Consider the following 26,233-nt stretch of genomic DNA (forward strand, 5'->3'; position numbering starts at 1 on the left):
AGGTCATCGTCAAGATTAAATTCCGAAACCCCAATTGCGAAAGCAGTTGGGGTTTTGTTTTAGTAGAAGTTCCCATTTTTGCTGGTACGTTACCGTGTTGACGGGCCAGATACAGAATTTCTTGACGACCATAGAGCGTTGGAACCACCTGATCCCATCCCGAACTCAGCAGTGAAACGATGCATCGCCGATGGTAGTGTGGGGTTTCCCCATGTGAGAGTAGGTCATCGTCAAGATTAAATTCCAGAACCCCTGTCTGCTGACGCAGACAGGGGTTTTGTCGTTTCAGGGACTGGCAGAAATCCGGACGTCAGGCTGTTTTGCGAGCCTTGCTGATGCGCCGGGCCTGCCACTTGCGCCACCAGATGTAGACGCCCGTCGCTGACAGACCCGCAATCAGAACACCCAATACCGCGATGATCACCTGCCCCGTAAAACCAATGATCCGCCCGCCATGTATCGGTAACTGCAATCGATAAAACCGTTCCCCCAACGTCCCTTGTCCAGCGATCTCCTGCCCTAGTAATCGTCCGTCCGTGCCGTGAAAGAACAACCAGGATTTACCATGGGCCTCAGTGTCGTGCTGTCCAAACCCGGCACCGTAGAAGTTGTACTCAAAGCTGTAATACAACTCCCCGATCGCTGCCGTCAGCCCTAACCTTTTGCCCTCCTGTAATGCCCTCTCGTATGCCTGTTGATAACTCAACTGCGTCACGCCCAACTCGGAAGGAGGCATTCGCCCGCGGGCCTCATACAAGCTCGGCTCAATGGGCGAAAACAACGACACTGCCGGTTTGAATACCTGGCTCGGCAGATTCATCGCGACGCTGCTGACCGCAATCGGCAGGAGCAACAACCATAGCCATAATCCCCCCGCACGATGCAGATCGAAGTTGAGCCGGTAAGCATGCCCGCCCTTGATCTTCCAGGCCGTCGACCACTTCTTCCAGAACGGCTTGCCCCGCGGAAGCGTGAGCCACAGCGCAATAAAGCAATCGATCACCCAGGCGATGGCCACCAGGCCCATCAACCACAAACCCCAGTTACCGGGCAGCGTCAGGTTGTAATGAAACTCGAGAATGAACGGAACAAAGTTTTCCCGCGCAAAGCAACACTCACCCCAGTAACGCTGGCCTTTCTGCTTGGCACTCACTGGGTCCAGATAGAACACCTGATTGCGCTCATCAAACGGTTTGCCTGTCGCCGGATCATTGCGCGGGACAGCCGCCAATAACGCGGTATGCCCCAATTCGTCCGGATACTCCATGTACCAGACCTGCAACTTCGGATGCGTGTTTTGCACAGCATCTACCAACGCTCCGGGAGGCAAACGCTGCCCCTCGGCGGAGGCTGCATAAAACTGCGGATTCAGCCATTCATCCAGCTCGTGATTGAACGCCAGAATGCTGCCGGTGATGCCGGCCAGCAGCAAAAACACCGCCGTGGCCAAGCCGATATAACGATGTAACAACACTAACAATGCGCGCATGAAAGATTCCTCACAGAGACGACAAAGCCAGCCCCTGAACAATCAGGGACTGGCTTTTTTATGCACAAGGCAAAGCCTTAGAACTGGTAGCTGACCGTGGCGGCGACGTTGCGCTCTTCGCCCATGTAGCAAAAGTTCAGGCTCGCGCAGGAGGCCACGTAAGACTCGTTGGTCAGGTTGTTCGCGTTCAGGCGCACGTCGACACCCTTCAAGCCGACCTTGCCCAGGTCGTAGCCGATCGATGCGTCGAACAAGGTGTAGGAAGGCACCTTCATGGTGTTTTCTGCATCCGCCCAGCTGTAGCCGACATAGCGCACACCACCGCCCAGACGCAGGCCATCGAGTGCTGCGCTGTCGAATTTGTAGTCCGCCCACAACGAGGCCATGTGCCGCGGTGCCTGAGTCGGCGAATTGCCTTTGTTCTCGATCACGTCGGTCGGCGTGCTCAGGGTGCTGACCATCGACTTCGAGTACTCGATATCGGTGAAGGTGTAGCTGCCGAGGACTTTCAGGTTGTCGGTCATCTGCATGTGCGCTTCCAGCTCCAGACCTTGCGAACGCACGGCACCGACAGCGCGGTAGAAGTTTTCCTGCGGCAGCTTGGTTGCCAGGTTCTCTTGATCGATCCGGAACAGCGAGGCGGTGAACAGGTTGTCGGTGCCCGGCGGCTGGTACTTCAGGCCGACTTCCCACTGCGTCCCGTCGGTCGGTGGCAGCGGATTGCCGGCGCTGTCGGCATACGAGTTCGGGTTAAACGACTCGGAATAACTGATGTATGGCGCCAGGCCGTTATCGAACAGATACAGCACGCCCGCGCGGCCGGTCAGTTTGGTGCGACGGTCATTGATTTCGGTGCCCACCGGGCGTTCTGCTTCGGCGATGCGGTTTTCATCGGAGGTCTCGACCCAGTCCTGGCGCAGACCCAGCGAGAAGCGCCATTGGTCCAGCTCGATCAGGTCCTGCAGGTACACCCCGGTCTGCTCCAGGCGCCGTAGGTAACTGGTCTGACCGTACAGGTCGATCGCCGCGTTGCCGTAGACCGGGTTGAACGCATTGATCGGCGTCAGACCGCCGCTGGTCCAGTCGACCACCGTCTTGCGTCGCTGATAGTCGGCGCCCATCAACACGGTGTGCTTGGTGGCACCGGTGAAGAATTCGGCCTGCAGCATGTTGTCGACGATGAACGCATGCAGGCGCTCATCGCCGCCGGTGTAGTAACGGTTCAGTTCGTTGCTGGTCGGCGTCGTCCAGCCGTAGGCGTAGACCTGATCCATGTTCACTTTGGAGTCGAGGTAACGGAAGTTCTGCCGCGCCGTGAAGACATCGTTGAAGCGATGTTCGAACTGATAGCCGAACGACTGCTGATCCCGCGAATACCCGTCAACCCCCGGCTCACCTTCGAAGAAATGCGACGAGATACGCTTGCCGTTGCGCTGATGAATCGTGCCATCCGCCGGCACGCCACCGTGGTAGCCGCCATCCGGATCGTGTTGCAGATACGCTTGCAGCGTCAGCGAGGTGTCTTCAGTGAAATCGATGCTCAGGGTCGGGGCGAGGGCGAAGCGTTTTTCCTTGTTGTGGTCGAATTGCGTGTCGGACTGATCCGTCAAACCGGTCAGACGATAGGCAATGCGCTTGTCGTCATCGACCGGACCGCTGAAGTCAAAACCGACCCCGCGCTGACCCTGGGTACCGACCGTGGCCTGCACCTGATGATAGGCCTCGTACAACGGCTGCTTGCTGGTCAGTGCCACGAGGCCACCGGGCGAACTGCGGCCGTACAACACCGACGATGGGCCTTTGAGAATATCCACGCGCTCGAGGAAATACGGATCGACCTGCATGGTGCTGTAGGTCCCGCTGTCGCCCATCGACTTGAGGCCGTCGAGGTAGATGTTGTCCACCGAACCGTCGTTGAAACCGCGCATCGCTACATAGTCGTAGCGATGGGTCGCGCCGTACGGGTTGGTCAGCACGCCGGGGGTATAGCGCATTGCCTGGGAGACAGTCTGCGAGCCCTGGTCGTCCATTTGTTCGCGAGTGACCACGGACACGCTTTGCGAGGTTTCCAGCAACGCGGTACTGGTCTTGGTGGCGATCTGGCTGTGGGTGGCGTTGTAGCCCTCCATGTTGCCCAGTGCGTTACCGAGGGCGAAGCCTTTGATATCGGTGGTCGGCAGCGCCAGGGCGGCGCTGTCGCTGACTGAATGCAGAATGTAGCTGTTACCGTCCCGGCTGACCGCCTCCAGACCCGAGCCACTGAGCAAATGGCTCAACGCCTGATCCGTTGAGTATTCGCCCTGCACGCCGGGAGACTGCCGCCCCTGCGTTTGCTGCGGGGTCATCGACAAGGTGATGCCGGCCTGGCGTGCAAACTGGTTCAGCGCTTCGCCCAGCGGGCCGGCGGCGATGTTGTAGCGCTGACTGCTGGTCTCACTGGCATTGGCGGCGAAGCTCAGGCCGGGCAGCACACTTGCACCCAAAACAGTGGAGAGCAGGGCGGCGCGAATGGCGTGGCGCAACAGGCCCGATTCGGCAGTGAAATGCAGCGGTTTCTTACAGGTGATGCGGACCGTCATTGTAGGTTTCCGTGGCAAGTCGCAAAGGCTGAGTTGAAGTACTTACTGACCAAGCCGGACTTGCCGCGAAAACCCGCCAAAATAATTTCAGGCCACTGGCTCCAGCGTGACCCACCAACGGGTGCGATAACGCAATTGCACCGGCAGGGTCTGCGGCAGGATGGCCAGCAGCTTGTCGGTGTCCTCCAGGCGGAACACCCCGGACAGGCGCAGATCAGCCACGGCCGACGCACACGTCACGAAACCCTGCCGATAACGTCCGACCTCGTTGAGAAAATCGCCCAGGCGTATGTTGCGAGTCACGATCAAACCGTCGACCCATGCGCCCGCGTCCATATCCAGTGGCGGCGCCGGGCGTACCTGGTGGTGGTCGATCAGGTAGGTCTGCCCGGCGAGCGCCTCAAACGAGGCTCCGCCGCTGTGGATGGCGACGCTCCCGGTGGTGACGCTCAGCCGCGTGCAATCGCTGTCCTGACGCAGAATGAAGCGGGCATTGGTCGGTTCATAAATGCCGTGACGGCTTTGCACGCGAAGCGCTCGGTTGAACGCCGCGCCTTCATCGTTACCGCCGCACGTGACGATGATTTCGCCGCGGGTGAGTTTGATCAGCCGCTGTTGCGCGGTGTAATCCAGATCCACTGCGCTGGCGGTGTTGAGTTCGATCCGCGTGCCGTCGGGCAACTGGAAGCCGCGACGCTCGCCGGTCGCCGTGGCGTAGTCGGCGCGCCACTGCTGCCAGGCAGAGGTGTCCTTGGCCAGCCACGCGGCGGAGCCCATCAGCAAGGCACCGGACAACAGCTTCAAGGCCTGGCGCCGTCCGAGTCCCTGCGCACTGTTTTCCAGAGTATTGAGCGCCACCTGTGCACTGGGTACTGCGCGCAGGTTATGGCTCAGTTCAGCCTGCAGCGACTGCACGCGCTGCCAGGCCAGTTCATGCTCATGATGTTCGGCGCGCCAGGCTTCGCACTGGCGACTCAGGCGCGCATTGCCGTGGTTGTTGCGCAGCCGCAGCAGCCAATGAATGGCTTGTTTGACCACCTGTTGCGGCGGTTCGGCGCGGCGTCCGGCCGAGACGTTATCCACAGGCATCAGCTTGCGTACCGCAACACGTAGCAGTGATACAGCGCATCGGCGACGTAACGCTCCACCGAGCGCAGCGACAAACCCATCTGCTCGGCGATCTGCTTGTGGGTCAAACCTTCGCACTGCGCCAGCAGAAACGCCTGACGCACTTTCGGCCGCAGGCCTTCGAGCATGCGCGCGACGCTTTCGAGCAATTCGATTACCAGGGCGCGGGCCTCGGCACTCGGGGTTTCGGCTTCGGGCAAGTGGGCGATGGCTTCGAGATAGGCGCGTTCGATTTCTTCACGGCGCCAATGGTCGATTACCAGACCGCGGGCGATGGTACGCAAAAAAGCGCGCGGCGCCTTGAGCTCCAGGCGTTCGGTGCGTTGCAACAGGCGCACGAACGTGTCCTGCGCCAGATCCGCCGCGTCCGCGGCATTGCCCAGCCGCGCCCGCAGCCAGGCGTTGAGCCAGCCGTGATGACTACTGTAAAGCGCCTGCACTGCAAACTCAGGTGAGGACATGAACGCGACAGCCCGGACGTCACAAATGATAATTAGTCGCATTTTTATCAAGGGCTGGAAATTTTGCAACCTCCACTCGAATAACGTTCTTGAAAAACTCAAGGCGAACGCTCTGGCGCGCCGTTCGGCGGGAATCTGACAGAAATGCCGTGCATTTCCCACACAGCCCTAAGATTTCTGCGAACGGTGCCGACAGACTGGTGAGACATGCGTGCACCAAAGTAGAGCAGCCATCAGAACGCTGCCTGCCAACTATTGGATATTTGGAGCTACATGGAATGTTGCATCCCGGAACGCATCCCCACTTTTGCATAAGAAGTCCCATGAAATGAATCTCAAGTTCAGCCATAAAATCCTGTTGGCCGCCTCGGGCGTCGTGGTCCTGGCTTTCGCTTTGTTCACCCTCTACAACGACTATCTGCAGCGAAACACCATTCGCCAGAACCTCCAGTCCTCCGTGCAGCAGGCCGGCGATCTGACCGCCAGCAGCGTGCAGAACTGGATGAGCGGGCGGATTCTGGTGCTGGAAAACCTCGCGCAGAACGTTGCCCATCAGGGCAAGAACGCCGACTTCCCGGGGCTGGTCGATCAACCGGCCTTCACCTCGAACTTCCAGTTCACCTACGTCGGCCAGGCCAACGGTGTATTCACCCAGCGCCCGGACGCGAAAATGCCAGACGGCTACGACCCGCGTCAGCGCCCCTGGTACAAGCAAGCCGTCGCCGCCGACAAGACCATGCTGACCCCGCCTTACATGGCCGCCGTCGGTGGTCTGGTGGTGACCATCGCCATGCCGGTGAAGAAGGACGGCGAGCTGCTCGGTGTGGTCGGTGGTGACCTGAGCCTGGAAACCCTGGTGAAGATCATCAACTCGGTGGACTTCGGTGGCTTGGGTCATGCGTTCCTGGTCAGCGCCGACGGTCAGGTGATCGTCAGCCCGGACAAGGATCAGGTGATGAAGAACCTGAAGGACATCTACCCGAACGCCAGCGTGCGCATCGAGAAGGGCAACCAGAACGTGGTGCTCAATGGTCAGGAACGCATCCTGTCGTTCACCCCGGTCAGCGATTTACCGAATGCCCAGTGGTACATCGGTCTGTCGATCGATCGCGACAAGGCCTACGCCGCTCTCAGCCAATTCCGTACTTCGGCGCTGATCGCCATGTTCGTTGCGGTCGCCGCGATTGCGCTGCTGCTGAGCCTGCTGATCAATGTGTTGATGCGTCCGCTGACCACCATGGGTCGTGCGATGCAGGACATCGCCCAGGGCGAAGGCGACCTGACCCGTCGTCTGGTCGTGGAAGGCAAGGATGAGTTCGCGGAACTGGGCAGCTCGTTCAACCAGTTCGTCGAACGGATTCACGCGTCGATTTCCGAAGTGTCGTCAGCCACCCGTCACGTGCACGACCTGTCGCAACGGGTGATGGCGTCGTCCAACGCCTCGATCATCGGTTCCGACGAACAAAGCGCACGCACCAACAGCGTGGCTGCCGCGATCAACCAGTTGGGCGCCGCCACTCAGGAAATCGCCCGCAACGCCGCCGATGCTTCGCAACACGCCAGCGGCGCGAGCGAGCAGGCCGATGACGGCCGTCAGGTGGTTGAGCAAACCATCCAGGCCATGACCGAGCTGTCGCAGAAGATCAGCCTGTCGTGCACCCAGATCGAAACCCTGAATGCCAGCACCGACAACATCGGCCACATTCTCGATGTGATCAAAGGCATCTCGCAGCAGACCAACCTGCTGGCGCTCAACGCGGCGATCGAAGCGGCGCGTGCCGGCGAAGCCGGACGTGGTTTTGCGGTGGTGGCGGACGAAGTGCGCAACCTCGCCCATCGCACCCAGGAGTCGGCGGAAGAGATCCACAAGATGATCACTTCGTTGCAGGTCGGCTCGCGTGAAGCGGTGACCACCATGAACGCCAGTCAGGCGTCCAGCGAAGAAAGCGTGGAAGTGGCGAACCAGGCCGGTCTGCGACTGGTCAGCGTGACCCAGCGCATCGGCGAGATCGACGGCATGAACCAGTCGGTGGCTGCCGCGACCGAAGAGCAGACCGCCGTGGTGGAAACCCTCAACGTCGACGTCAACCAGATCAACCTGTTGAACCAGCAGAGCGTCGCCAACCTCAACGAGACGTTGAAGGATTGTGATGCCTTGTCGCAGCAGGCCAACCGGTTGAAGCAGTTGGTTGATAGTTTCAAAATCTGATCTTCAGATTGAAGACCGCGTTATCGTTCATCGCGAGCAGGCTCACTCTTACAGGGGAACGCATTCCAACTGTAGGAGTGAGCCTGCTCGCGATAGCGGTGGATCAGTCACCGCCGAACTGAAGCCTTAAACAAACAGCTTCAAAACATTCCCCATCGCATCATCAGCAAACCCCTGCACAAAATCCTTGAACCCCGGCAGCGCTTCTTCCCCCCCTGAAGCCGGTTCGGCAATGATCGTCCAGGTCGCCCGCGACTTCCCCGCCCCCAGCGACTCCACATTCATCGCCGCCCACAGATTGGCCACCCCCAGGGTGTTGTAGATCGTGGTCCAGGTCATGGCCCGCGCCTGCTCATCGCGGGAGTTGAGTTGCTCGACTACCACGTTGCCGTCCTTGAAAAATTTCTTGCGCAGCGAAGACACACCTTCGCCGGTCATTTCGATGTGCGACAGCGCCGGAATAAAGCGGTCGAAGCCGCCAAAATTGCCGACCGCCGCCCAGACCTGCGCCGCGTCCGCCGGCACTTCCACCGAAGACACAACGTGGCAGCCGTGCGGGTTTTTGATCAGGGTGTCGGGTTGCAGATTGCTCATGGTGTTGCTCCTTTGGGTTGAACTAGATGAAGTTGATCTGTTTCAGGTAATCGCAGCCGCGACGCAGCAGCGCCGGGGATTTTTCCGGGTAGTGCGCGCCCATTTGCTGCACGCCGGCCTCGGCGTTGGCGTGACCGATCAGGGAGATGTCGCCGATGTCTTCCTCGAAGCCGTTGAGGTAGAAACCGAGTACGCCGAACAGCGCGTTGTCGGCATCGACCCGGCCCAGTTGCTGCTGCCAGTCGGCCACGCTGACCAGCGAGAACTCGCTGCCGGTTTCGCGGAACGAGGCGACGTAGGCATCCCAACTCAGCGGCTCGGGGTTGTGCAGGTTGAACACCGCGCGCTCGGTCGAATAACGGCTGGCGTGGAAGGCGATGAAACGGGCGAGAAAGTCCACCGGCATCAGGTCGAAATTCAGCGCGAAGGCCGGCACCTGACCGAGCTGGATCGAACCCTTGAGCATCAGCATCAAACGGTTTTTGTGCGGCTGGCAGACGCCGCTCAAGCTGTTGAAACTGATGTTGCCGGGGCGGTACAGGTTGACCCACACCCCACGCTCGCGGGCCCGTTCGAGGATGCGTTCGCCGACCCATTTCGACAGGTTGTAGCCGTTGCGGATGTAGATCGGCGGGGTCTCTGCGGCGGGCAACTCGAGCACTCGGCCTTCGCCATCGACCGTGCTTGAAGCCGACAGCGTCGAGACGAAGTTGAAGACCTTCTTGCTGTGCCCTTCGCACAGGCGCAACAGCTCGAAGATCGGCTCGACGTTATCCGCTGCCAGTGACTCGTAATCGAGCACGTGATTGACGTTGGCGGCGTTGTGCACCAGCGCGCCGAACTCGCGATCGAGGCGCTGATAATCGTCGTCGGCCAGCCCCAGTTGCGGGCGGGTGATGTCTGCCGAATAGATCTGCACCCGACTCAAGTCCAGATGCTCCAGACGGTTCTCGCGCAACGCCTGGGCGAAGCGCTGCGCCGCCGTTTGCCCGCCACCGTCACGCACCAGACACGCCACTTCGCTGGCGCCCCAACCGAGCAGCGCTTCGACGATGTGCACGCCGACAAAGCTGTTGGCGCCAGTGACGATCACCTTGTGCACATCGCCCAGACGACTGATCGGCAGCGGCTCGATGTGCAGTGGGCGCTCGGCGTCGGCCATGGCCTGGGCGCTGAGCACCGCGTTGTCATCGGTACCGCGCACCAGCGTCGCGAGCTTGATGATGGTCGGCAGTTCGATGAAGCGGTTGATCGAGATGCTGCGCCCGAATTCCTCACGCAAACGCAGCAACATGCGTGACAGCAGAATCGAGTGACCACCGAGGTTGAAGAAACTCTCGTCGGTGGAAATATCGCTGCCGGGCAGTTCCAGCAGTTCCGCCCAGATCTCCAGCAACAGGGCTTCGTCGGCATTCGCCGGCAGGCATTTCGGTCCGCTGTCCTGCAAGCTCACCGGCAGCTCCAGCAAGGCTTTGCGGTCGACCTTACCGTTGCTGGCGAACGGCATGTGCGGCAGTTCAGTCCACGCCACCGGTTGCATGTAGTCCGGCAGAAACTGCTGGGCATGGGCCTTCAATGCATCGCGGGCGGCGTCTGATTGTGGCTGGGCGAGGAACGCCAGAATTCGCCGCTGACTGTCGATCACCACCGCCAGCTGACGGTACAACTGGCTCTCACGCAGGCAGCGTTCGATCTCTTCCGGCTCGACCCGGAAACCACGGATCTTCACCTGATTGTCGCGTCGCCCGCACAGCTCGATCCCGTGTGCGCCCCACTTGGCCATGTCGCCGCTGCGGTAGGCGCGCATTGTCTGGCCGTGCGGCAGTTGCAGGGGCAGATAGCGCTCGGCGGTCTGCTGCGGATTGTTCAAATAGCCGAGGCAGACGCCGGGGCCGACGATGAACAACTCGCCGACGGTGTGCTCCGGTACCGGTTGCAGGTCATCGTCGAGAATCAACACCTGACTGTTGGCAATCGGTGCGCCGAGGGTGCGGTTGCTGTCACCCGGCTTGAGTTGTCGGGCGGTGATCAACACCGTGGCCTCGGTGGGGCCGTAGAGGTTGTGCAGCTTGCCCTGCCGGGTCAGTTGCTCGATGACGAAGGGCTCGCAGACGTCGCCACCGGTCATCACCTCCACACCTTGCAGCTGCTCCAGCGGCAGGATGCTCAGCAGCGCCGGCGGCAGGAACGCATGGGTCAGTTGCCGGCGACGGATCAACGCCACCAGTTGCAGCGGATCGCGGCGTTGAGTGTCATCGGGCACCACCAGTTCGGCGCCTTCGAGCAGCGTCGGAAAGATATCGATCAGCGAAGAATCGAAACTCAACGAAGAAAACTGCAAGACCCGACTTTCAGCGCGCAACTGCACGTAATCGGCGTACCACGCGGTGAAGTGCGCAAGGTTCGCCTGGCTCAGCAGCACACCCTTCGGATGGCCGGTGGTGCCCGAGGTGTAGAGCGCCATGCACGGTGCTTCGAGCTCGGGACGCTGACGCATCAGCGGTTGGCTGAGATCGGCGTCCGCGCTGTCGATACGACTGACATCCAGCCCGGGCATCGACTCACTGAGCGGATGCTCGCCGTCGTGCAGCAACAACACCGCACCGGCGTTTTGCAGGATGTATTGCTGGCGTTGCAACGGATGGCTCGGCTCCAGCGGCAGATACACCGCGCCACTGCCGAGCAGCGCCAGAATCGAGGCGAACAGCGCAGGGCTTTTCGGCTGGCAAATGCCGACGACCCACGGCTGCGGATGCTGCTCGAGCAGTGGCAGCAGACGCTGCTGGATCGCACGACTGTGAGCGTGCAACTGGTGATAGCTGAGCGACTGCTCGGCCAGGTGCAGCGCCGGTCGCTCGGCGTGTTCGATCAGGCTGTGTTGCAGACGCTCGATCAGCGGCGTCTGCGCCTGTTGCAACAACGCCGGATGCGCCGTGGCGTTGAGGCGATGGACGTAGGCCAGACTGTCGAGAAACAGCAGGTCCTCCACCTGTTCGAAGTCCGGCGCCGTGGCGGGCGTTGCCTGCTGGAAATACTCGGCGTCGCGGGAGAAACGGCTGACCAGCAACGCGACTTCGTCCACCACATGGGTCAGCACTCGCTGGCGCAGTGCCTGACCGTTGCCGGACGGCTCATCGCCAATCGGCACGCGGCTGATCAGTGACGAGCCGAGGAAACACAGCAGGTCGAGTGTCGGCAAACCGCCAATGCTCGGTGCACCGATACCCAGGCGCAGATGCAGGTGCGCGATTGCACAGAAATCGCCGGCGCCGATGAAGCCATCGTCGATGATCAGATCCACCGGCGATTGCGCCGCGCCGCTGCGCAGCAAGGCGTGACCGTGTTGTTCGAGTTCCTGCGCCAGGTCGGTCATGGCCTGGCTGGCGCCAATCAGCAAAATGTCGAGACGTCTCATGTCGGCCTCCTCATCAAACCAGATAGTCACGCAGGGCTTGCTGCACGCAGGGCGTGTCGAGTAGCGAGCTGCTGTGGAAAAAACGCACGATGTTGCCCACCAGCGGATGGTGGCGATTGATCGGGAACGCCAGTCCGGCCATCTCGTCCTTGAGTGAACGGCGGATCGCATCGCTGACCGGCAACGCGTCGATCAGGCGCAGATCGAAGGACTTCTGAATGTCGTTGGTCAGGTAATGGCCGATGAACACTGGCAGGATCTGCGCAATGGTTTCCCGATCCGCCTCACTGGCGGTGTGCCAATAGATGCGCACCATCCGCGCCCAGAAGCTGGAGTGCCGGCCCTCGTCGAGCAGATGATCGGCCATCAGCCCTTTGATCGACGGCTTGACTGTGTCGTCCCGGGCGAACGCTGCGACGTCGCCGGTCACGGTGTTCTCGGCGATGGCCACGCAGATCAGCTCCACGGCACTGCGCAGGTGCTCTGGCGCCAGGCCGACAGCGGCAGGAATCGCCCGGCTCAGTTCGATTTCCGCGGGCAGTTCGATCGGCTCGATACCGGTCATGGCCACGGTCTGTTGCATGAAATCCATCGCCACCAGCGCGTGGTAATCCTCGTCCACCACCACGGTCATGGCGTCGTAGCGACAGGCGAACGGGAAGGCCACGGCGAAGCGATTCTTGGCGATGCTGCGCGCGGTCTTGTCGACGATCTCGGTTTCGAAAATCACCACGTCGTTGATGAATTTGTACAACGTCTGCACCAGGGCGAAATCCCGTTGTTGCGGGCACTCGCGCAGAAAGGTTTCGCTCAGCACCAGGGGCTGGCGGCTCAGCGGGTAGATCAGGCGTTCATCGTCTTCCAGCACGCGCCGTGGCCGGGTGCGGATGGTGGCGCGGTTTTCCCAGGCGTCGGCGAAGGATTGGTAATCGGCGGCGTTCATTGGGCCACCTCCGCCAAGGGTTCACGCATGCTCAGGCGCAGGCCGTCCCACAGGGCGATGCGGCTTTCCACCGCCGCGATGGCGCTGGCGTAGACCTCGGCTTCACGCTGCGGGTCGCCATCGACCAGGCGCTCCAGCAGTTGCTCCGCCGCCGGGCCGTGATCCTCGGAGTCGACCTCGATGTGGCGTTCCAGGTAATAGCGAAAGGTCGGTGCCTGCTCGATGCCGATCCCCCAATCATCGAGAATGCGCTGGAACATTGGCGGGATCACGCTCTCGCGGCCATGCAGGAACGCGGCGGCAACGCTGTGGCCCGGTGCGTGCAGCGCGGTGTTCAGCGTCTCGCGAACAAATTTCGCCGCTGCCGGATCCACCTCGACGCTCTGCAGGGCGACGTCGTAACTCACGCCCTCCTGTTGCAGCGCGACAAACCGCTCGACCGCCGTGGTGCTCGCCCCGACTTCACGCATGGCGTCCAGGTACAGCTCGAAATGGCTGTAATGGCCATGCGCCGGACGGTCGTCGGACTCTTCGCCGAGCACGATTTCGTTGATCAGGCGTGCGGCGTGCGGGTCACGCGGTGGTAACCATGGCAAGCGCGTGCAGGTCAGTTCCTGTTGCAGGCGCTTGGTCAGCGACATGAAATCCCACACGGCGAAGACATGGGATTCCATGAACCGGCGCAGTACCGATAGCGAATCGATCTCAGTGAAGATCGGGTGAACGCTCAATTGAGCTTTTTTCAGGGCGAGTTGTTCTTTAGTTGGCATCATGGCGAACCTCGGTGTTATTGGAATAGAGGGAGTTGCTCGTTCAGTGCATCAACGCGGACTCAATAAGTCTGAAACGTTTTCTATTGGCGAACGCTAGCCTCATTTGGATTAATGAAAGTTTGCAAAGTGCATGAAAGGCTCTGGGCTACAGCCTGGCGCTTATCTGCCTGGGTTATAGCCTGACTGCGGAGCTGCGCCGTGTTTGCAGGGTAAAACCTGCTCGGCGAGGAAAAGCTAATACATCGTCAAATAACTTAACAAGTTTATTTTGAATTATTTTTAGTTGTCTGTTTTTTGAATATGAGTCGGCTCGGTAAAACTTTTGATTTAAGTTTTACTTGGGCGTAGTTGCTCCTTTCAGCAAATGAAGGCCAAAATTGAGTACAAGAGTGAATGCCTCACTCAAAGCAACTTTTCGATACAGAGATTGAAGTGATGTATAGGAATGAAAGTTGGCCGGGAACGGCGCCGTAACTTCCTTTTATCCCGTGGCAAGGCTCCTTCCGTAGGTTCCTGGTGCGGAGACTGCGCCGGCGGTGCGGCGTGTCGCCCGTTCTTCATGGGGTGGCCGTTAAAGAGTGCGGGTAAATTGGCGGGACGGCTATGACCGATTCGTCCGCAGCGAGGTGCAATGCCGGGCGAACCGGCGCAGGGAGGTTAGAGCGAACAGGCCGATCCGCCAGGCGGTTTGCCGCGCAGCGTCGAGAGGATTTGTAAGCGGGTTATTCGCCGGTCAGGCGCGAAGGCCAGAGACCGGCGTGGAGGGGGTCAGCGTACGGCCTTGCGGTTTTGTCCGGCAGGGCTGGCAAGGAAACGGGTGATCACGTCGACGCCACGGTTGAGGTGCTGCGTGAGCAGCTTCACCGACAGTTCGACATCGCGCTCGATCACGGCCTGGAGCATGGCGCGGTGATCCTCCTGGGACAATTTGCCCAGGCCCATGGCTTCGAGGTTGAAACGCAGGAAGCGCTCCTCCTCGTTCAGGCCGTCTTCGACGAGCCGCAGCAGTCGCCGATTCGGCGCCTTGCTGTACAAGGCCATGTGGAACAGGCGATTGAGCCGCCCGATTTCGGTGTAGTCGTGCTGGGTTTCGAGTTCTTCGATATAGCTGGCGGCGTGCGCGTGATCGGCGCTGGTCAGCAACGGGATCGATTGGCGCATGGCTTCGGATTCGAGCAGGATCCGCAACTCGTAGGTTTCCGTGGCGTCGCCCTGAATCAGCGGCGCAACCACGGCGCCCTTGTGGGTGGTGACGCTCAGCAGTTCCTGCGCTTCGAGCTGGCGCAGAGCCTCGCGCACCGGCATGCGGCTGACCCCGAACAGGTCGGCCAGGTCCTGCTGGCGCAGGGCGGTGCCGCACGGCAAGCGACCGTCGAGGATCGCCGAGCGCAAGGTCTCTTCGATGGTCGAACGGGCGAGGTGTGCAGGAATCGGCCCATCGACTTTGATGCTGTGCAGCGGTTTGGGCTTCTGTGTCACAACTACTCACCCTGAATGACGACGGAATTTGGATCCAAAGACACTAGTGATTGCCCTACAACTTGTCAAACCGTGTAAAGGATTGCTGTTCTGTGTGAAGTTTAGCGCGATGGCGATGATCTCATGGTGCCATTGTTTTTTGTCGGGCTAAGCTTCACCATCAAACGCTTTCCTTCCTGCCCCCTGGAAACCTGCTGTGGCGGTACGTTTCGCGATCCCCCGGACTCTGCGCTGGCTAGGCTGCGCACTGCTGCTGGCCGGCGTCATGCTGGGCGGTCTGCATGCCGATTGGGATTTTTCCGCGATCAGCCGCAAAGCTACAGCACTTTACGGGCCGCTGGGTGCCGGGCAGCAGCGGATCGATGCATGGCAAAACCTGCTGGCCACGCAGAAACAGGTCAGCGAGTTGGAAAAGCTCAAGGTGGTGAACCTGTTTTTCAACAAACAGATGCGCTATGTAGAGGATATCGATCTGTGGGGTCAGGTCGATTATTGGGAGACACCCATCGAAGCGTTGTGGAAAGGCGCCGGCGATTGCGAAGACTACGCAATCGCCAAGTATTTCAGCCTGCGCCATCTCGGGGTCTCCAGTGACAAGCTGCGCATCACCTACGTCAAGGCACTGCGCCAGAATCGCGCGCACATGGTGCTGACTTACTACACCACCCCCGATGCCATGCCGCTGGTGCTCGACAGCCTGATCGATCCGATCCAGCCGGCGTCCCAGCGAACCGATCTGTTGCCGGTCTACTCTTTCAATGCCGAAGGTCTGTACCTGCCGGGGGCCAAGGGCAACAAAAAGGTCGGTGACACCAAACGCCTGTCGCGCTGGCAGGATGTGCTGAAGAAAATGCAGGCCGAAGGTTTCCCGGTCGAAACGACTAACTAGGAGCACGCGCTCAGATGTCTTTGTTCAAACAGCTGTTGATCGCTATCTGTCTGTTCCTGGTGGTCGCCTTCACCGGCAGCTTCATGGTCAGTCTGGAGAGCTCGCGCACCCAGTACGTCAACCAGCTGCGCTCCCACGCCCAGGACGCCGCCACGGCGCTGGCGTTGTCGCTGACGCCGAATATCGACGACCCGGCGATGGTCGAGCTGCTGGTCAGCTCGATTTTCGACAGCGGCTATTACGCGAGCATCCGCGTGGTCGACCTCAAGACCGACAAGACCATCGTCGAGCGCAGCGGGATTCCGGCAGTCAGCAATGTGCCTGACTGGTTCGTCAAACTGATCGGTCTCGAACCGGCCGGCGGCGACGCGCTGGTCAGCCGTGGCTGGGAGCAGGCAGCGAGGGTCGAGGTGGTCAGCCACCCGATGTTTGCCGTGGCCAAGCTGTGGCAGAGCGCATTGGGCAGCCTCGGCTGGCTGCTGCTGTGTGGCGCGGTCAGTGCGGTGCTCGGCGCGCTGCTGCTGCGCCGGCAATTGCGCCCGCTCGATTACATGGTCAAACAATCCCACGCCATCGCCCGCCGCGAATTCCTCAGCCTGCCGGAGCTGCCGCGCACCCCTGAACTGCGGCGCGTGGTGCAGGCGATGAACCAGATGGTCGAGAAGCTCAAGGCGCTGTTTCAGGAGCAGGCCGAGCGCAGTGAAAAACTGCGCGCCGAGTCCTATCAGGACAACCTCACGGGGCTGGCCAACCGACGCTATTTCGAGATGCAACTGCACAACCGGGTGAGCAACCCGGAACAGGCCAGCTCCGGTTACCTGCTGTTGTTGCGGGTCAAGGATCTGGCCGGGCTCAACCAGCGTCTGGGCGGGCAGCGCACCGATGAGCTGTTGAAGGCCGTGGGCGAACAGCTGTCCCGCGAATGCGCCAAATACCCGGAAACCCAGAACCTCGTCACCCGTATTCGCGGCGGTGAGTTCGCCGTATTGGCCCCCGGGCTGGTGCGCGAAGAAGCGCTGCAACTGGCACAGAACCTCGACAGTGCGTTGAGCAGCCTGCACGCTACCGGCGCCACCGATGTGCCGGCCGTGGCCTCCATCGGCCTTGCGCCGTTCGCCCATGGCGATTCACCGCAAGCGGTGCTGACCCTCGGCGATCAGGCGCTGGCGCAGGCCGAGGGGCAGGGCGAGCAGAACTGGGCGTGTATCGATCAGAGTCTGGTGGCGGACGTCGGCGACGATCACCACGCCTGGCATCGATTGCTCGATCAGGCCTTGAATCAGCAGCGTTTCGAGCTGTTTTTCCAGCCGGTGGTGGCCGCTCAGGACACGCAACTGGTGCTGCATTACAAAGTGCTGTCACGGTTGCAGGATGATCAGGGCCAGACCATTGCGGCCGGACGTTTTCTGCCGTGGCTTGAGCGTTTCGGCTGGACGGCGCGGCTGGACCGCTTGATGCTCGAGCGCGTGCTGGAGCAGATGAAAGAGCATGAGGACTCGCTGGCGCTGAACCTGTCTTCGGCAACCCTGGCCGATCCGCAGGCGCTGAACAGAGTGTTCGAGATTCTGCGTACCCACTCCAACCTCGGTGAGCGCCTGACCCTGGAAATCGGCGAGGAGCAATTGCCGGAACAAGCGGTGCTCGAGCAACTGACCCGGCGCCTGCGCGAGTTGGGCTTCTCCCTGAGTCTGCAGCGCTTCGGCGGGCGCTTCAGCATGATCGGCAACCTGGCGCGGCTGGGGCTGGCGTACCTGAAGATCGATGGCAGCTACATTCGGGCCATCGATCAGGAGAGCGACAAGCGCCTGTTCATCGAGGCAATCCAGCGGGCGGCGCACAGCATTGATCTGCCGTTGATTGCCGAGCGGGTCGAGACCGAAGGGGAGTTGTCGGTGATTCGCGAGATGGGCTTGTATGGGGTGCAGGGGCAGTTGTTTGGTGAACCCAAGCCCTGGAAGTAAATCTCAAGATTTGAAAGCGAAAAGATCGCAGCCTTCGGCAGCTCCTGCATTGGAATGCGTTCCCTGTAGGAGCTGCCGAAGGCTGCGATCTTTTGCTTCTAAATCAAGCCGCCTTCATCTTCATCAATGAGCTGGCTCAACCCGCCCAGCGCCTCCCGCGCCTGGGTCCGATCCATCAACTTGGCCTGTGCCGCCGGCGGCAGGTCGGTGACCCGGATCACGCCTTTCTGGGTCAGCACCTGAATCAGGTCGTCGAGTACCCGAATCATTTCAAAGTCGCTCTGCTTGAGCTGTTTGAGGCTGTTTTCCACGGCCGCGTTGGCGAACCAGGCCTGGATTTCATGGTGGTCGGCCGGCAGCGTTTCCGTGGCCTCGGCGTAGGCCGCAGCTTCCACGCGAATCAACTGACCCTGCGCATCGCGTTGCACGTAAAACATTGAGCATCCCTCAGAAAGATCCAGCGTCATGCTGTCAGCAGCATAGGCCAACTGCACGCGAGTATGCGGTGCGGCGACGAAATCGTCACCGCCGAGATAGGCGCAAACGTGACGGCCGCCCCATGGGGCGGCCGTTTGTTCACGCATCAGCTGTTGTTGTGGTCGACCTTGATGGTCGGGTCACTGCCGGCAATCAGGTTGTGAATGTTGGCGGATGACCAGTTGTTGCCTTCGAGTTTGATCGTCACGTCCGGCGTGGCGGCTGCCGCGTCGCCGGAGTTGAACTTGCCACCGGAGCTGACTTGCAGCGACGACACACCGTCGACCGTGGTGATCTTCAGGAAGTTATCGATGGTGGTACCGGTTTCGCCCTGCAACAGGTCACGCAGATCAATACGGTCGCCTTCGCTGGCGTTGAAGTCCTTGATCACGTCGTTGCCGGTGTCGCCTGCTTTCCAGACGAAGGTGTCGGCACCGGAACCACCGATCAGGATGTCGTTGCCCTGGCCGCCGATCAGCGTGTCGTTGCCGGTGCCGCCGAGCAGGATGTCATTGCCCTTGCCGCCATCGAGCAGGTCGTTGCCGCCCGAGCCGAACAGGATGTCATTGCCCGCGCCGCCCAGCAGCGTGTCGTTGCCGTCGTGCGCACCGGACACATCGAACGCCTGATAGTGCTCGGTGATGTACTGGTGCACGTTGCTGGTGGTGACCTTGCTCACGTCGACGCCGGTCTGTTGCGCCACGAACGCCTGCATCGCCTGGTAACCCTCGCCGGCAATGCCGTTGAAGCTCACCAGATCGCCGAACAGGATGTCGTTGCCGTCGCCACCGCTGACAGTGTCGTTGCCCGGCATCGTCGCTTCGGTGTGGCCGATGATCGAGTTGGCCAGGTCCTTCGGATCGATGTTGGTCTGCGGCAATTGGTCCGAGTCATACGGTTTCAGATCGTTGAGGCTGACACCGCTGTTGAGGCCGATGGCTTCGACGTTCGACAGACCGCTGAGCAAGGCGAAGCTGCTGTTAGAGTTGGTGATGGTTGCCGAATCTGTGTCGCCACCGTTACCCGCCCGGCTCGACAGCTCGTAGGTGCCATCGCCCTGGGCGTGAACGGTGCCCAGGTTGGTCGCGGTCCAGCCGTAACGGCTGGTGTAGACCTGCAATTGCGCACTGCCGTTGGCATTGATGCTCAGGTAATGCGTGTTGTCGATGTACGTGCTGAAGGTCTCGCCCAGCTTGTAATTGCTGGTCGTCACCACGCTATCGAACTTCACGCTGCCGTACAGCGTCGGGTTGGTCGACTCGCCGGTCTGGTAATAGGTCGGCTTGCCGTCGGTGATGAAGTACGTGAGGTTCTTCGCCCCGGTGTTGGCCAGCGCTTCGGTGCTCTGGAAGAAGTTGGCCGTGGTCTTGAACACGTCTTCGTAGTTGGTGCCGCCGCCGGACGTCATTGAGTCCAGCACCGCTTTGAGCTGAGTCAGCGCGTTCGGGTCGTTGAGGTTCACCGACACCGACTTGTTGACCTGGGTATCGAAGTCCACCAGGAAGACGTTCACCGTGCCCGAGTTGCTGCCGCCCAGGCTCTGCTTGAGGGTGTTGAACACCGAGGTCAGCGAGTCCTTGGCAGCGTTGATCGACGAGGTGCTCATGCTGCCCGAGCTGTCGACCATGAACGCGATGTTGTAGTTGGTGCCCGGCACCACGGTCAGACCGCCGATGTCGGCGACCATGATGTCGTTGCCATCGGTGCCGTTGAAGGTGTCATCGCCAGCGGTACCGACCACGGCGTTGTACACCGCCGGCACCACGGTGACCGGAATGGTCGCGGTGCTGCTGGCCGAACCGCCGACCATCTCGGTGGAGGTCGAGGTCACGGTCAGGTTGAACTGGCCGTTGTAGTAGGTCGGCGGGGTCACGGTCAGGCTGCCGAGGTTCCAGCCGGTGACGTTGGCTTCGCCGTTGCTCGCGGTGACGGTGACGCTGTGGCCATGGCCGTCGGAGAGTACCGAGCCGACCGGTGCGCCGCTGATCTTCACGCTCAGGGTTTCCGAGCCGTCAGTGTCGGTCAGCGCGGTGTTGATCGCCGACAGTTTCACCGTGGTGCCTTCGGCGCCGGTGTTGAGCTTGTAGCCGTCGTAATAACCTTCGCCGTTGCTGCCGTGTAGGTCGGAGACGGTCACGCCGGAATTCACCAGATCCTGCACGCCGGTGTAGATCGGCACGCCGGCGCTGCTCAGGTCGATTGGTGTGCTGCCGTTGACCGACAGGTTCACGTCATAACTGCCCAGGCCGCTCTGGTTGTGGTGGTAGATGTCCAGGGTGTAGTAGCCGCTGGTGGTCGGGGTGAACGAACCGCTGATCGCGCCGCCCGCACCCCAGGTCCCCGACGCCACGCTCTTGCCGCCGATGGTGATCAGCACGCTGTCGTCAGCCAGGCCACTGAAGCTGTAGGTCTTGCCGGCTTCCAGATAGATCAGGCCCGAAGTTTTCGACGCAGTGCCCGCCGCAACGTTGCTGTCCGACTGCACGTTGGTCACGGTGCCGCTGGAGTTCGGGGTGCCGGCGCCATCGATCACGTTTTTCAGGGTGGTCGAGTCTGCGCCGTTACCGCTGGTACCCAGGCCCTGCAGGCCGGTCCAGACTTCCTTGATCAGCCCGGTGGAATTCACGCTGTTGTCGGCCACCCCCAGGGTCGGTGCATCCGCCACCGGCGTGATGTCGATCTTCACGGTGCCAGTGTTACCCAGCAGTTGGCCGTCGGTTGGCTGGAACTTGATCTGCGCGTAGTCGGCCTGGTTGTTGCCCACGCCGGTGCCGCCGTAACCGTTGACGCCCGACTCGTTGGCATCCGGCATGAAGCGCAGTTTGCCGGCGTCGATGTCAGCCTTGCTGAAGGTCTGGTTGTTGGCGACGTCTTTCCAGGTCGAACCGTCCAGGTACTGCAGTTTGCCTTCACCCGGCAGCTGGGTGATTTTGATGCCCAGGCTGCTGGCCGGGCTGTCGACGTCGGTCACACCGAAGGTCGACCAGCCAAGGATCAGCGGGGTGTCTTCGGTGCCGGTGACGTTGACCGGTGCTGCGACCGGCGCGTCGTTGACTGCCACCACGTTGACCGTGGTGGTCGCGGTGTTGGAGTAGTTGCCGCCGTCGGTCACGGTCACGGTGATGATCCGTGGCACGGTGCTCGGGTCTTCACTGCTGTTGGTGAAGGTGATGTTCTTGATCGCCTGCATGTAGTCGGCCAGCGTCGCGTTGCCCGACAGGGTCAGGGTCACGGTGCCGTTGGTGCTGTTGGCATTGATGGTGATGCCATTGACGCTGTTGCCCAGGTTCAGCGCATCGCCGTCCTGACGGTTGGTCAGCACGATGGTCGCACCGGTCAGCAGGGTGCTGTCCGGGTCAGTGATCGACAGGTCAGTGTCGGCAATCGACACGCCGGCGCCCGGGGTGTTTTCGGTGAACGTCACCTTGTAGTCGGCACCGGTCGCGCCGCTGGAGTTGTTGGCGTCGAGGTCGATGACCGGTGGCGCATCGTTGTCGATGATCGAGGTGCTGACGCTGCCATTGGTGCTGCTGACGGCCAGGTTCTCGAAGTTGCCACCGGTGGCCGAGTCGATCTTGACCACGAAGTTCTCGGTGCCTTCGGTGATCTTGTCATCGATGGTCGCGACGTTGAACTGCGCGCTGCTGGCGCCTGCCGGGATCTTCACGGTGTACACGCCGGTGAAGTCCGAACCGTCGGCAGCGGTGCCGCTGTAGACGATTTTCAGGGTCACGTCGGTTTGCGCCGGGTGCGTCAGGCTGACGGTGTAGCTGGCGGTCTGGCCTTCGGTCACCGAGGTGCTGCCGGTGATGCTGACGGTGGTGGTGTCGATGGTGTCGGTGACGCTGGTTACGGCTGGCGTGGTGTTGGTCACCAGGTTTTCGAAGCTGCCGCCGCTGGCGTTGGTGATGGTGGCCTGCACGGTGCTGGCGTCTTTGTAGACGTCGTCGGCGGGCGCAGGAACAGTCACGGTGCCAGTGGTTTTGCCCGCGTCGATGGTGATCACCGAACCGTTGCTCAGGGTCACGGTCACCGGCGAGCCGGCGGCGTTGCTCAGGGTTGCGGTGTAGGTGATCTGGCCACCTTCGGCCACGGTGCCGGTCGCGCTCAGGGACAGGTTGGTGGTGTCGACAGTGTCGGTCACGGTGGTGCTGACTGGGGTCTTGTCGGCGACCAGATTCTCGTAGTTGCCACCGGTCACGTTGGTGATCGAGTTGGTCAACGGAGCATGACCGGTCAGCGCATCGTTCGGTGCGGTGGTGGTCACGGTGCCGGTAGTTTTACCGATGTCGATGGTGATGGTCTGGCCGTTGGACAGAGTCACGGTCACTGGCGAACCGGTTACCGGCGCACCGACAGTGGCGGTGTAGGTGACGGTGCCACCTTCGGCTACGGTGCCAGTGGCGGTGAGTTTCACGCCGGTAGTGTCGATGGTGTCGGTGACGCTGGTCACGGCCGGTGCGGTGCTCGGCACCAGGTTTTCGAAGTTGCCGCCGCTGGCGTTGGTGATGGAGGCCTGCACGGTGCCGGCGTCCTTGTAGACGTCGTCGGCCGGTGCCGGCACGGTCACGGTGCCAGTGGTTTTGCCGGCGTCGATGGTGATCACCGCGCCATTGCTCAACGTCACGGTGACTGGCGAGCCAGCGGCGTTGGTCAGGGTCGCGGTGTAGATGATCGAACCGCCCTCGGCAACCGTGTTGGTGGCGCTCAGGGACAGATTGGTGGTGTCGACGGTGTCGGTGACGGTGGTCGAAACCGGGGTTTTATCCGCCACGAGGTTTTCGTAGTTACCGCCGCTCACGTCGGTGATCGCGTTGGTCAACGACGCGTGGCCGGTCAGAGCATCGTTCGGTGCGGTGGTGGTCACGGTGCCGGTGGTCTTGCCGATGTCGATGGTGATGGTCTGGCCGTTGGACAGGGTCACTACGACCGGCGAGCCGGTGACTGGCGCGCCGACGGTGGCGGTGTAGGTGACGGTGCCTCCCTCGGCCACAGTACCCGTGGCGGTGAGTTTCACGCCCGTGGTGTCGATGGTGTCGGTGACGCTGGTCACGGCCGGTGTGGTGCTCGGCACCAGGTTTTCGAAGTTGCCACCGCTGGCGTTGGTGATGGTGGCCTGCACGGTGCCGGCGTCTTTGTAGACGTCGTCGGCCGGAGCAGGGACGGTGACGGTGCCGGTGGTTTTGCCCGCGTCGATGGTGATTACTGCGCCGTTGCTCAGGGTCACGGTCACTGGCGAACCAGCGGCGTTAGTCAGGGTTGCGGTGTAGATGATCGAACCGCCCTCGGCAACCGTGTTGGTGGCGCTCAGGGACAGGTTGGTCGTATCGACAGTGTCAGTCACGGTGGTGCTGACCGGCGTTTTGTCAGCCACGAGGTTCTCGTAGTTGCCGCCGCTGACGTTGGTGATCGCGTTGGTCAGCGGCGCGTGACCGGTCAACACGTCGTTCGGCGCGGTGGTGGTCACGGTGCCGGTGGTTTTGCCCACCTCGATGGTGATGTTCTGACCGTTGGCCAGAGTGACGGTCACTGGCGAACCGGTTACCGGCGCACCGACAGTCGCGGTGTAAGTCACGGTGCCGCCTTCAGCCGCCGACTCGGTCGCGGTCAGTTTCACCGTGGTGGTGTCGATGGTGTCGGTGACGGTGGTCACGGCTGGCGCGGTGCTTGGCACCAGGTTTTCGAAGTTGCCACCTGTCGCCGACTTGATTGTTGCCTGCACGGTGCCGGCGTCTTTGTAAACGTCGTCAGCCGGAGCCGGAACGGTCACTGTGCCCGTGGTTTTACCAGCGTCGATGGTGATCACGGCGCCGTTGCTCAGGGTCACGGTGACTGGCGAGCCAGCGGCGTTGGTCAGGGTCGCGGTGTAGATGATCGAGCCACCTTCGGCCACGGTGCCGGTCGCGCTCAGGGACAGATTGGTGGTGTCGACAGTGTCGGTCACGGTGGTGCTGACCGGGGTCTTGTCGGCGACCAGATTCTCGTAGTTGCCACCGGTCACGTTGGTGATCGAGTTGGTCAGCGGCGCATGACCGGTCAACACATCGTTCGGCGCGGTGGTGGTTACGGTGCCGGTGGTTTTACCCACTTCGATGGTGATGTTCTGACCGTTGGCCAACGTCACCACGACCGGCGAGCCGGTCACTGGCGCACCGACAGTCGCGGTGTAGGTGACGGTGCCGCCTTCAGCAGCGGACTCGGTCGCGGTCAGTTTGACTGTGGTGGTATCGATGGTGTCGGTCACATTGGTGACGGCAGGAACGGTGCTTGGCACCAGGTTTTCGAAGTTGCCACCGGTAGCGGTGGAAATGGTCGCTTCGACTTTGCCCGCGTCTTTGTACACGTCGTCTGCCGGAGCAGGAACGGTCACGGTGCCAGTGGTTTTACCGGCGTCGATGGTGATCACTGCGCCGTTGCTCAACGTCACGGTGACTGGCGAGCCAGCAGCGTTGGTCAATGTTGCGGTGTAAACGATCGAGCCACCTTCGGCCACGGTACCGGTCGCGGACAGCGACAGGTTGGTGGTGTCGACGGTGTCGGTGACGTTGGTGGAAACCGGAGTTTTATCCGCCACGAGGTTTTCGTAGTTGCCGCCGCTGACGTTGGTGATGGCGTTGGTCAGCGGAGCGTGGCCGGTCAGCGCGTCGTTTGGTGCCGTGGTGGTCACGGTGCCGGTGGTTTTACCCACTTCGATGGTGATGTTCTGACCATTGGCCAGCGTCACGACCACAGGTGAACCGGTCACTGGCGCACCGACAGTGGCGGTGTAGGTGACGGTGCCACCTTCAGCAGCGGACTCGGTCGCGGTCAGTTTGACCGTGGTGGTATCAATGGTGTCGGTGACCTGGGTCACGGCCGGTACGGTGCTCGGTACCAGGTTCTCGAAGTTGCCACCGCTGGCATTGGTGATCGTTGCCTGAACAGTGCCGGCGTCTTTGTAGACGTCGTCCGCTGGCGCAGCCACGGTCACGGTGCCAGTGGTTTTACCGGCGTCGATGGTGATCACGGCGCCGTTGCTCAACGTCACGGTGACTGGCGAGCCAGCGGCGTTGGTCAGGGTCGCGGTGTAGACGATCGAGCCACCTTCAGCGACGGTGCCAGTGGCACTCAGCGACAGGTTGGTGGTGTCGACGGTATCAGTAACCGTGGTCGAAACCGGCGTCTTGTCAGCCACCAGATTCTCGTAGTTGCCGCCGCTGACGTCGGTGATCGAGTTGGTCAACGGCGCATGACCGGTCAACGCATCGTTCGGTGCGGTGGTGGTGACGGTACCGGTGGTTTTACCCACTTCGATGGTGATGTTCTGACCGTTGGCCAGGGTCACCACAACCGGCGAACCGGTGACCGGCGCGCCGACGGTAGCGGTGTAAGTCACGGTACCGCCTTCGGCCACCGAGGTATCGGCGGTCAGTTTGACGGTCGAGGTGTCGATGGTGTCGGTGACTTCGGTCACTGCCGGGATGGTGCTCGGCACCAGATTCTCGAAGTTGCCACCGGTAGCGGTGGAAATGGTCGCTTCGACTTTACCGGCATCTTTGTAAACGTCGTCCGCCGGAGCTGGAACAGTCACGGTGCCGGTGGTTTTACCGGCCTCGATAGTGATGACAGCGCCGTTGCTCAACGTCACGGTAACCGGCGAACCGGCAGCGTTGGTCAGCGTCGCGGTGTAAACGATCGAGCCACCTTCGGCCACGGTGCCGGTCGCGGTCAGCGACAGGTTAGTGGTGTCGACGGTGTCGGTGACATTGGTCGAAACCGGCGTCTTGTCAGCCACCAGATTTTCGTAGTTACCGCCGCTCACGTCGGTGATCGCGTTGGTCAGCGGCTCATGACCGT

Annotated in this window: 13 protein-coding genes, 1 rRNA gene and 1 pseudogene; 4 read left to right on the forward strand and 11 right to left on the reverse strand. The window is 61.2% G+C overall.

The genetic code is table 11. The annotated features are described in order from the left end of the window. The first annotated feature begins 120 nt into the window (after positions 1-120). Positions 121-236 (forward strand): 5S ribosomal RNA (rrf, locus tag NN484_RS26815). Between the two features lie 74 nt (positions 237-310). Here rrf and NN484_RS26820 read toward each other — a convergent pair. The 4 genes from NN484_RS26820 to NN484_RS26835 form a co-directional block, all read right to left on the reverse strand. Beyond that, on the reverse strand, positions 311-1,489 hold the full coding sequence (locus NN484_RS26820; RefSeq protein WP_274658336.1) for a PepSY-associated TM helix domain-containing protein: 1,179 nt from the start codon (positions 1,487-1,489) through the stop codon (positions 311-313). A gap of 77 nt (positions 1,490-1,566) precedes the next feature. After that, on the reverse strand, positions 1,567-4,068 hold the full coding sequence (locus NN484_RS26825; RefSeq protein ID WP_274658337.1) for a TonB-dependent siderophore receptor: 2,502 nt from the start codon (positions 4,066-4,068) through the stop codon (positions 1,567-1,569). A gap of 87 nt (positions 4,069-4,155) precedes the next feature. Further along, positions 4,156-5,157 (reverse strand): FecR domain-containing protein, encoded by a 1,002-nt coding sequence (locus NN484_RS26830; protein WP_215501105.1) that lies wholly within the window; start codon positions 5,155-5,157, stop codon positions 4,156-4,158. Continuing rightward, positions 5,157-5,657 (reverse strand): sigma-70 family RNA polymerase sigma factor, encoded by a 501-nt coding sequence (locus NN484_RS26835; protein ID WP_274658338.1) that lies wholly within the window; start codon positions 5,655-5,657, stop codon positions 5,157-5,159. The genes NN484_RS26830 and NN484_RS26835 overlap by 1 nt, the downstream gene beginning before the upstream one ends. 328 nt (positions 5,658-5,985) lie before the next feature. Between NN484_RS26835 and NN484_RS26840 the strand changes: the two genes are divergently transcribed. Beyond that, positions 5,986-7,866, forward strand: a complete 1,881-nt coding sequence (locus tag NN484_RS26840; RefSeq protein ID WP_127652633.1) for a methyl-accepting chemotaxis protein — start codon at positions 5,986-5,988, stop codon at positions 7,864-7,866. 126 nt (positions 7,867-7,992) lie between these two features. Here NN484_RS26840 and NN484_RS26845 read toward each other — a convergent pair whose 3' ends face one another. The 5 genes from NN484_RS26845 to NN484_RS26865 form a co-directional block, all read right to left on the reverse strand. Next, the gene (locus NN484_RS26845; protein WP_274658339.1) at positions 7,993-8,460 is read right to left on the reverse strand and encodes an SRPBCC family protein; all 468 of its coding nucleotides are present in this window, start codon (positions 8,458-8,460) and stop codon (positions 7,993-7,995) included. A gap of 22 nt (positions 8,461-8,482) precedes the next feature. Further along, positions 8,483-11,875: an amino acid adenylation domain-containing protein gene (locus NN484_RS26850; RefSeq protein WP_274658340.1), complete on the reverse strand. Its 3,393-nt coding sequence runs from the start codon at positions 11,873-11,875 to the stop codon at positions 8,483-8,485. A gap of 13 nt (positions 11,876-11,888) precedes the next feature. Next, positions 11,889-12,818 (reverse strand): diiron oxygenase, encoded by a 930-nt coding sequence (locus NN484_RS26855; protein WP_274658341.1) that lies wholly within the window; start codon positions 12,816-12,818, stop codon positions 11,889-11,891. Continuing rightward, positions 12,815-13,591 carry a DUF3050 domain-containing protein gene (locus tag NN484_RS26860; RefSeq protein WP_003220443.1) on the reverse strand — a complete coding sequence of 259 codons (777 nt, stop codon included), beginning with the start codon at positions 13,589-13,591 and terminating at the stop codon, positions 12,815-12,817. Before NN484_RS26860 ends, NN484_RS26855 begins: the two co-directional genes overlap by 4 nt. A 768-nt stretch (positions 13,592-14,359) precedes the next feature. After that, entirely contained in the window at positions 14,360-15,070 is a 711-nt protein-coding gene (locus NN484_RS26865; protein WP_127652637.1) for a GntR family transcriptional regulator, read from the reverse strand. 196 nt (positions 15,071-15,266) lie between these two features. Here NN484_RS26865 and lapG point away from each other — a divergent pair, with 196 nt between their 5' ends. Together lapG and lapD are read left to right on the forward strand one after the other, a co-directional pair. Further along, positions 15,267-15,959, forward strand: a complete 693-nt coding sequence (lapG, locus tag NN484_RS26870; protein WP_127652638.1) for a cysteine protease LapG — start codon at positions 15,267-15,269, stop codon at positions 15,957-15,959. 14 nt (positions 15,960-15,973) lie between these two features. Next, positions 15,974-17,920 (forward strand): cyclic di-GMP receptor LapD, encoded by a 1,947-nt coding sequence (gene lapD, locus NN484_RS26875; protein WP_274658342.1) that lies wholly within the window; start codon positions 15,974-15,976, stop codon positions 17,918-17,920. A 98-nt stretch (positions 17,921-18,018) separates the two neighbouring features. On the opposite strand, the gene NN484_RS26880 is transcribed toward lapD, so the two are convergent. Both NN484_RS26880 and NN484_RS26885 read right to left on the reverse strand, forming a co-directional pair. Then, the gene (locus tag NN484_RS26880; RefSeq protein WP_127652684.1) at positions 18,019-18,357 is read right to left on the reverse strand and encodes a tryptophan synthase subunit beta; all 339 of its coding nucleotides are present in this window, start codon (positions 18,355-18,357) and stop codon (positions 18,019-18,021) included. 146 nt (positions 18,358-18,503) lie between these two features. After that, a pseudogene (locus tag NN484_RS26885) lies at positions 18,504-26,233 on the reverse strand (LapA family giant adhesin); the annotation flags it as partial.

It is taken from the genome of Pseudomonas serboccidentalis, from assembly GCF_028830055.1.
GTDB classification, from domain to species: domain Bacteria; phylum Pseudomonadota; class Gammaproteobacteria; order Pseudomonadales; family Pseudomonadaceae; genus Aquipseudomonas; species Aquipseudomonas serboccidentalis.

Coding starts and splice junctions, on each gene's coding strand:
- NN484_RS26820 (WP_274658336.1), bottom strand. CDS start 1,489: ATGCGCGCATTGTTAGTGTTGTTACATCGTTATATCGGCTTGGCCACG.
- NN484_RS26825 (WP_274658337.1), bottom strand. CDS start 4,068: ATGACGGTCCGCATCACCTGTAAGAAACCGCTGCATTTCACTGCCGAA.
- NN484_RS26830 (WP_215501105.1), bottom strand. CDS start 5,157: ATGCCTGTGGATAACGTCTCGGCCGGACGCCGCGCCGAACCGCCGCAA.
- NN484_RS26835 (WP_274658338.1), bottom strand. CDS start 5,657: ATGTCCTCACCTGAGTTTGCAGTGCAGGCGCTTTACAGTAGTCATCAC.
- NN484_RS26840 (WP_127652633.1), top strand. CDS start 5,986: ATGAATCTCAAGTTCAGCCATAAAATCCTGTTGGCCGCCTCGGGCGTC.
- NN484_RS26845 (WP_274658339.1), bottom strand. CDS start 8,460: ATGAGCAATCTGCAACCCGACACCCTGATCAAAAACCCGCACGGCTGC.
- NN484_RS26850 (WP_274658340.1), bottom strand. CDS start 11,875: ATGAGACGTCTCGACATTTTGCTGATTGGCGCCAGCCAGGCCATGACC.
- NN484_RS26855 (WP_274658341.1), bottom strand. CDS start 12,818: ATGAACGCCGCCGATTACCAATCCTTCGCCGACGCCTGGGAAAACCGC.
- NN484_RS26860 (WP_003220443.1), bottom strand. CDS start 13,591: ATGATGCCAACTAAAGAACAACTCGCCCTGAAAAAAGCTCAATTGAGC.
- lapD (WP_274658342.1), top strand. CDS start 15,974: ATGTCTTTGTTCAAACAGCTGTTGATCGCTATCTGTCTGTTCCTGGTG.
- NN484_RS26880 (WP_127652684.1), bottom strand. CDS start 18,357: ATGTTTTACGTGCAACGCGATGCGCAGGGTCAGTTGATTCGCGTGGAA.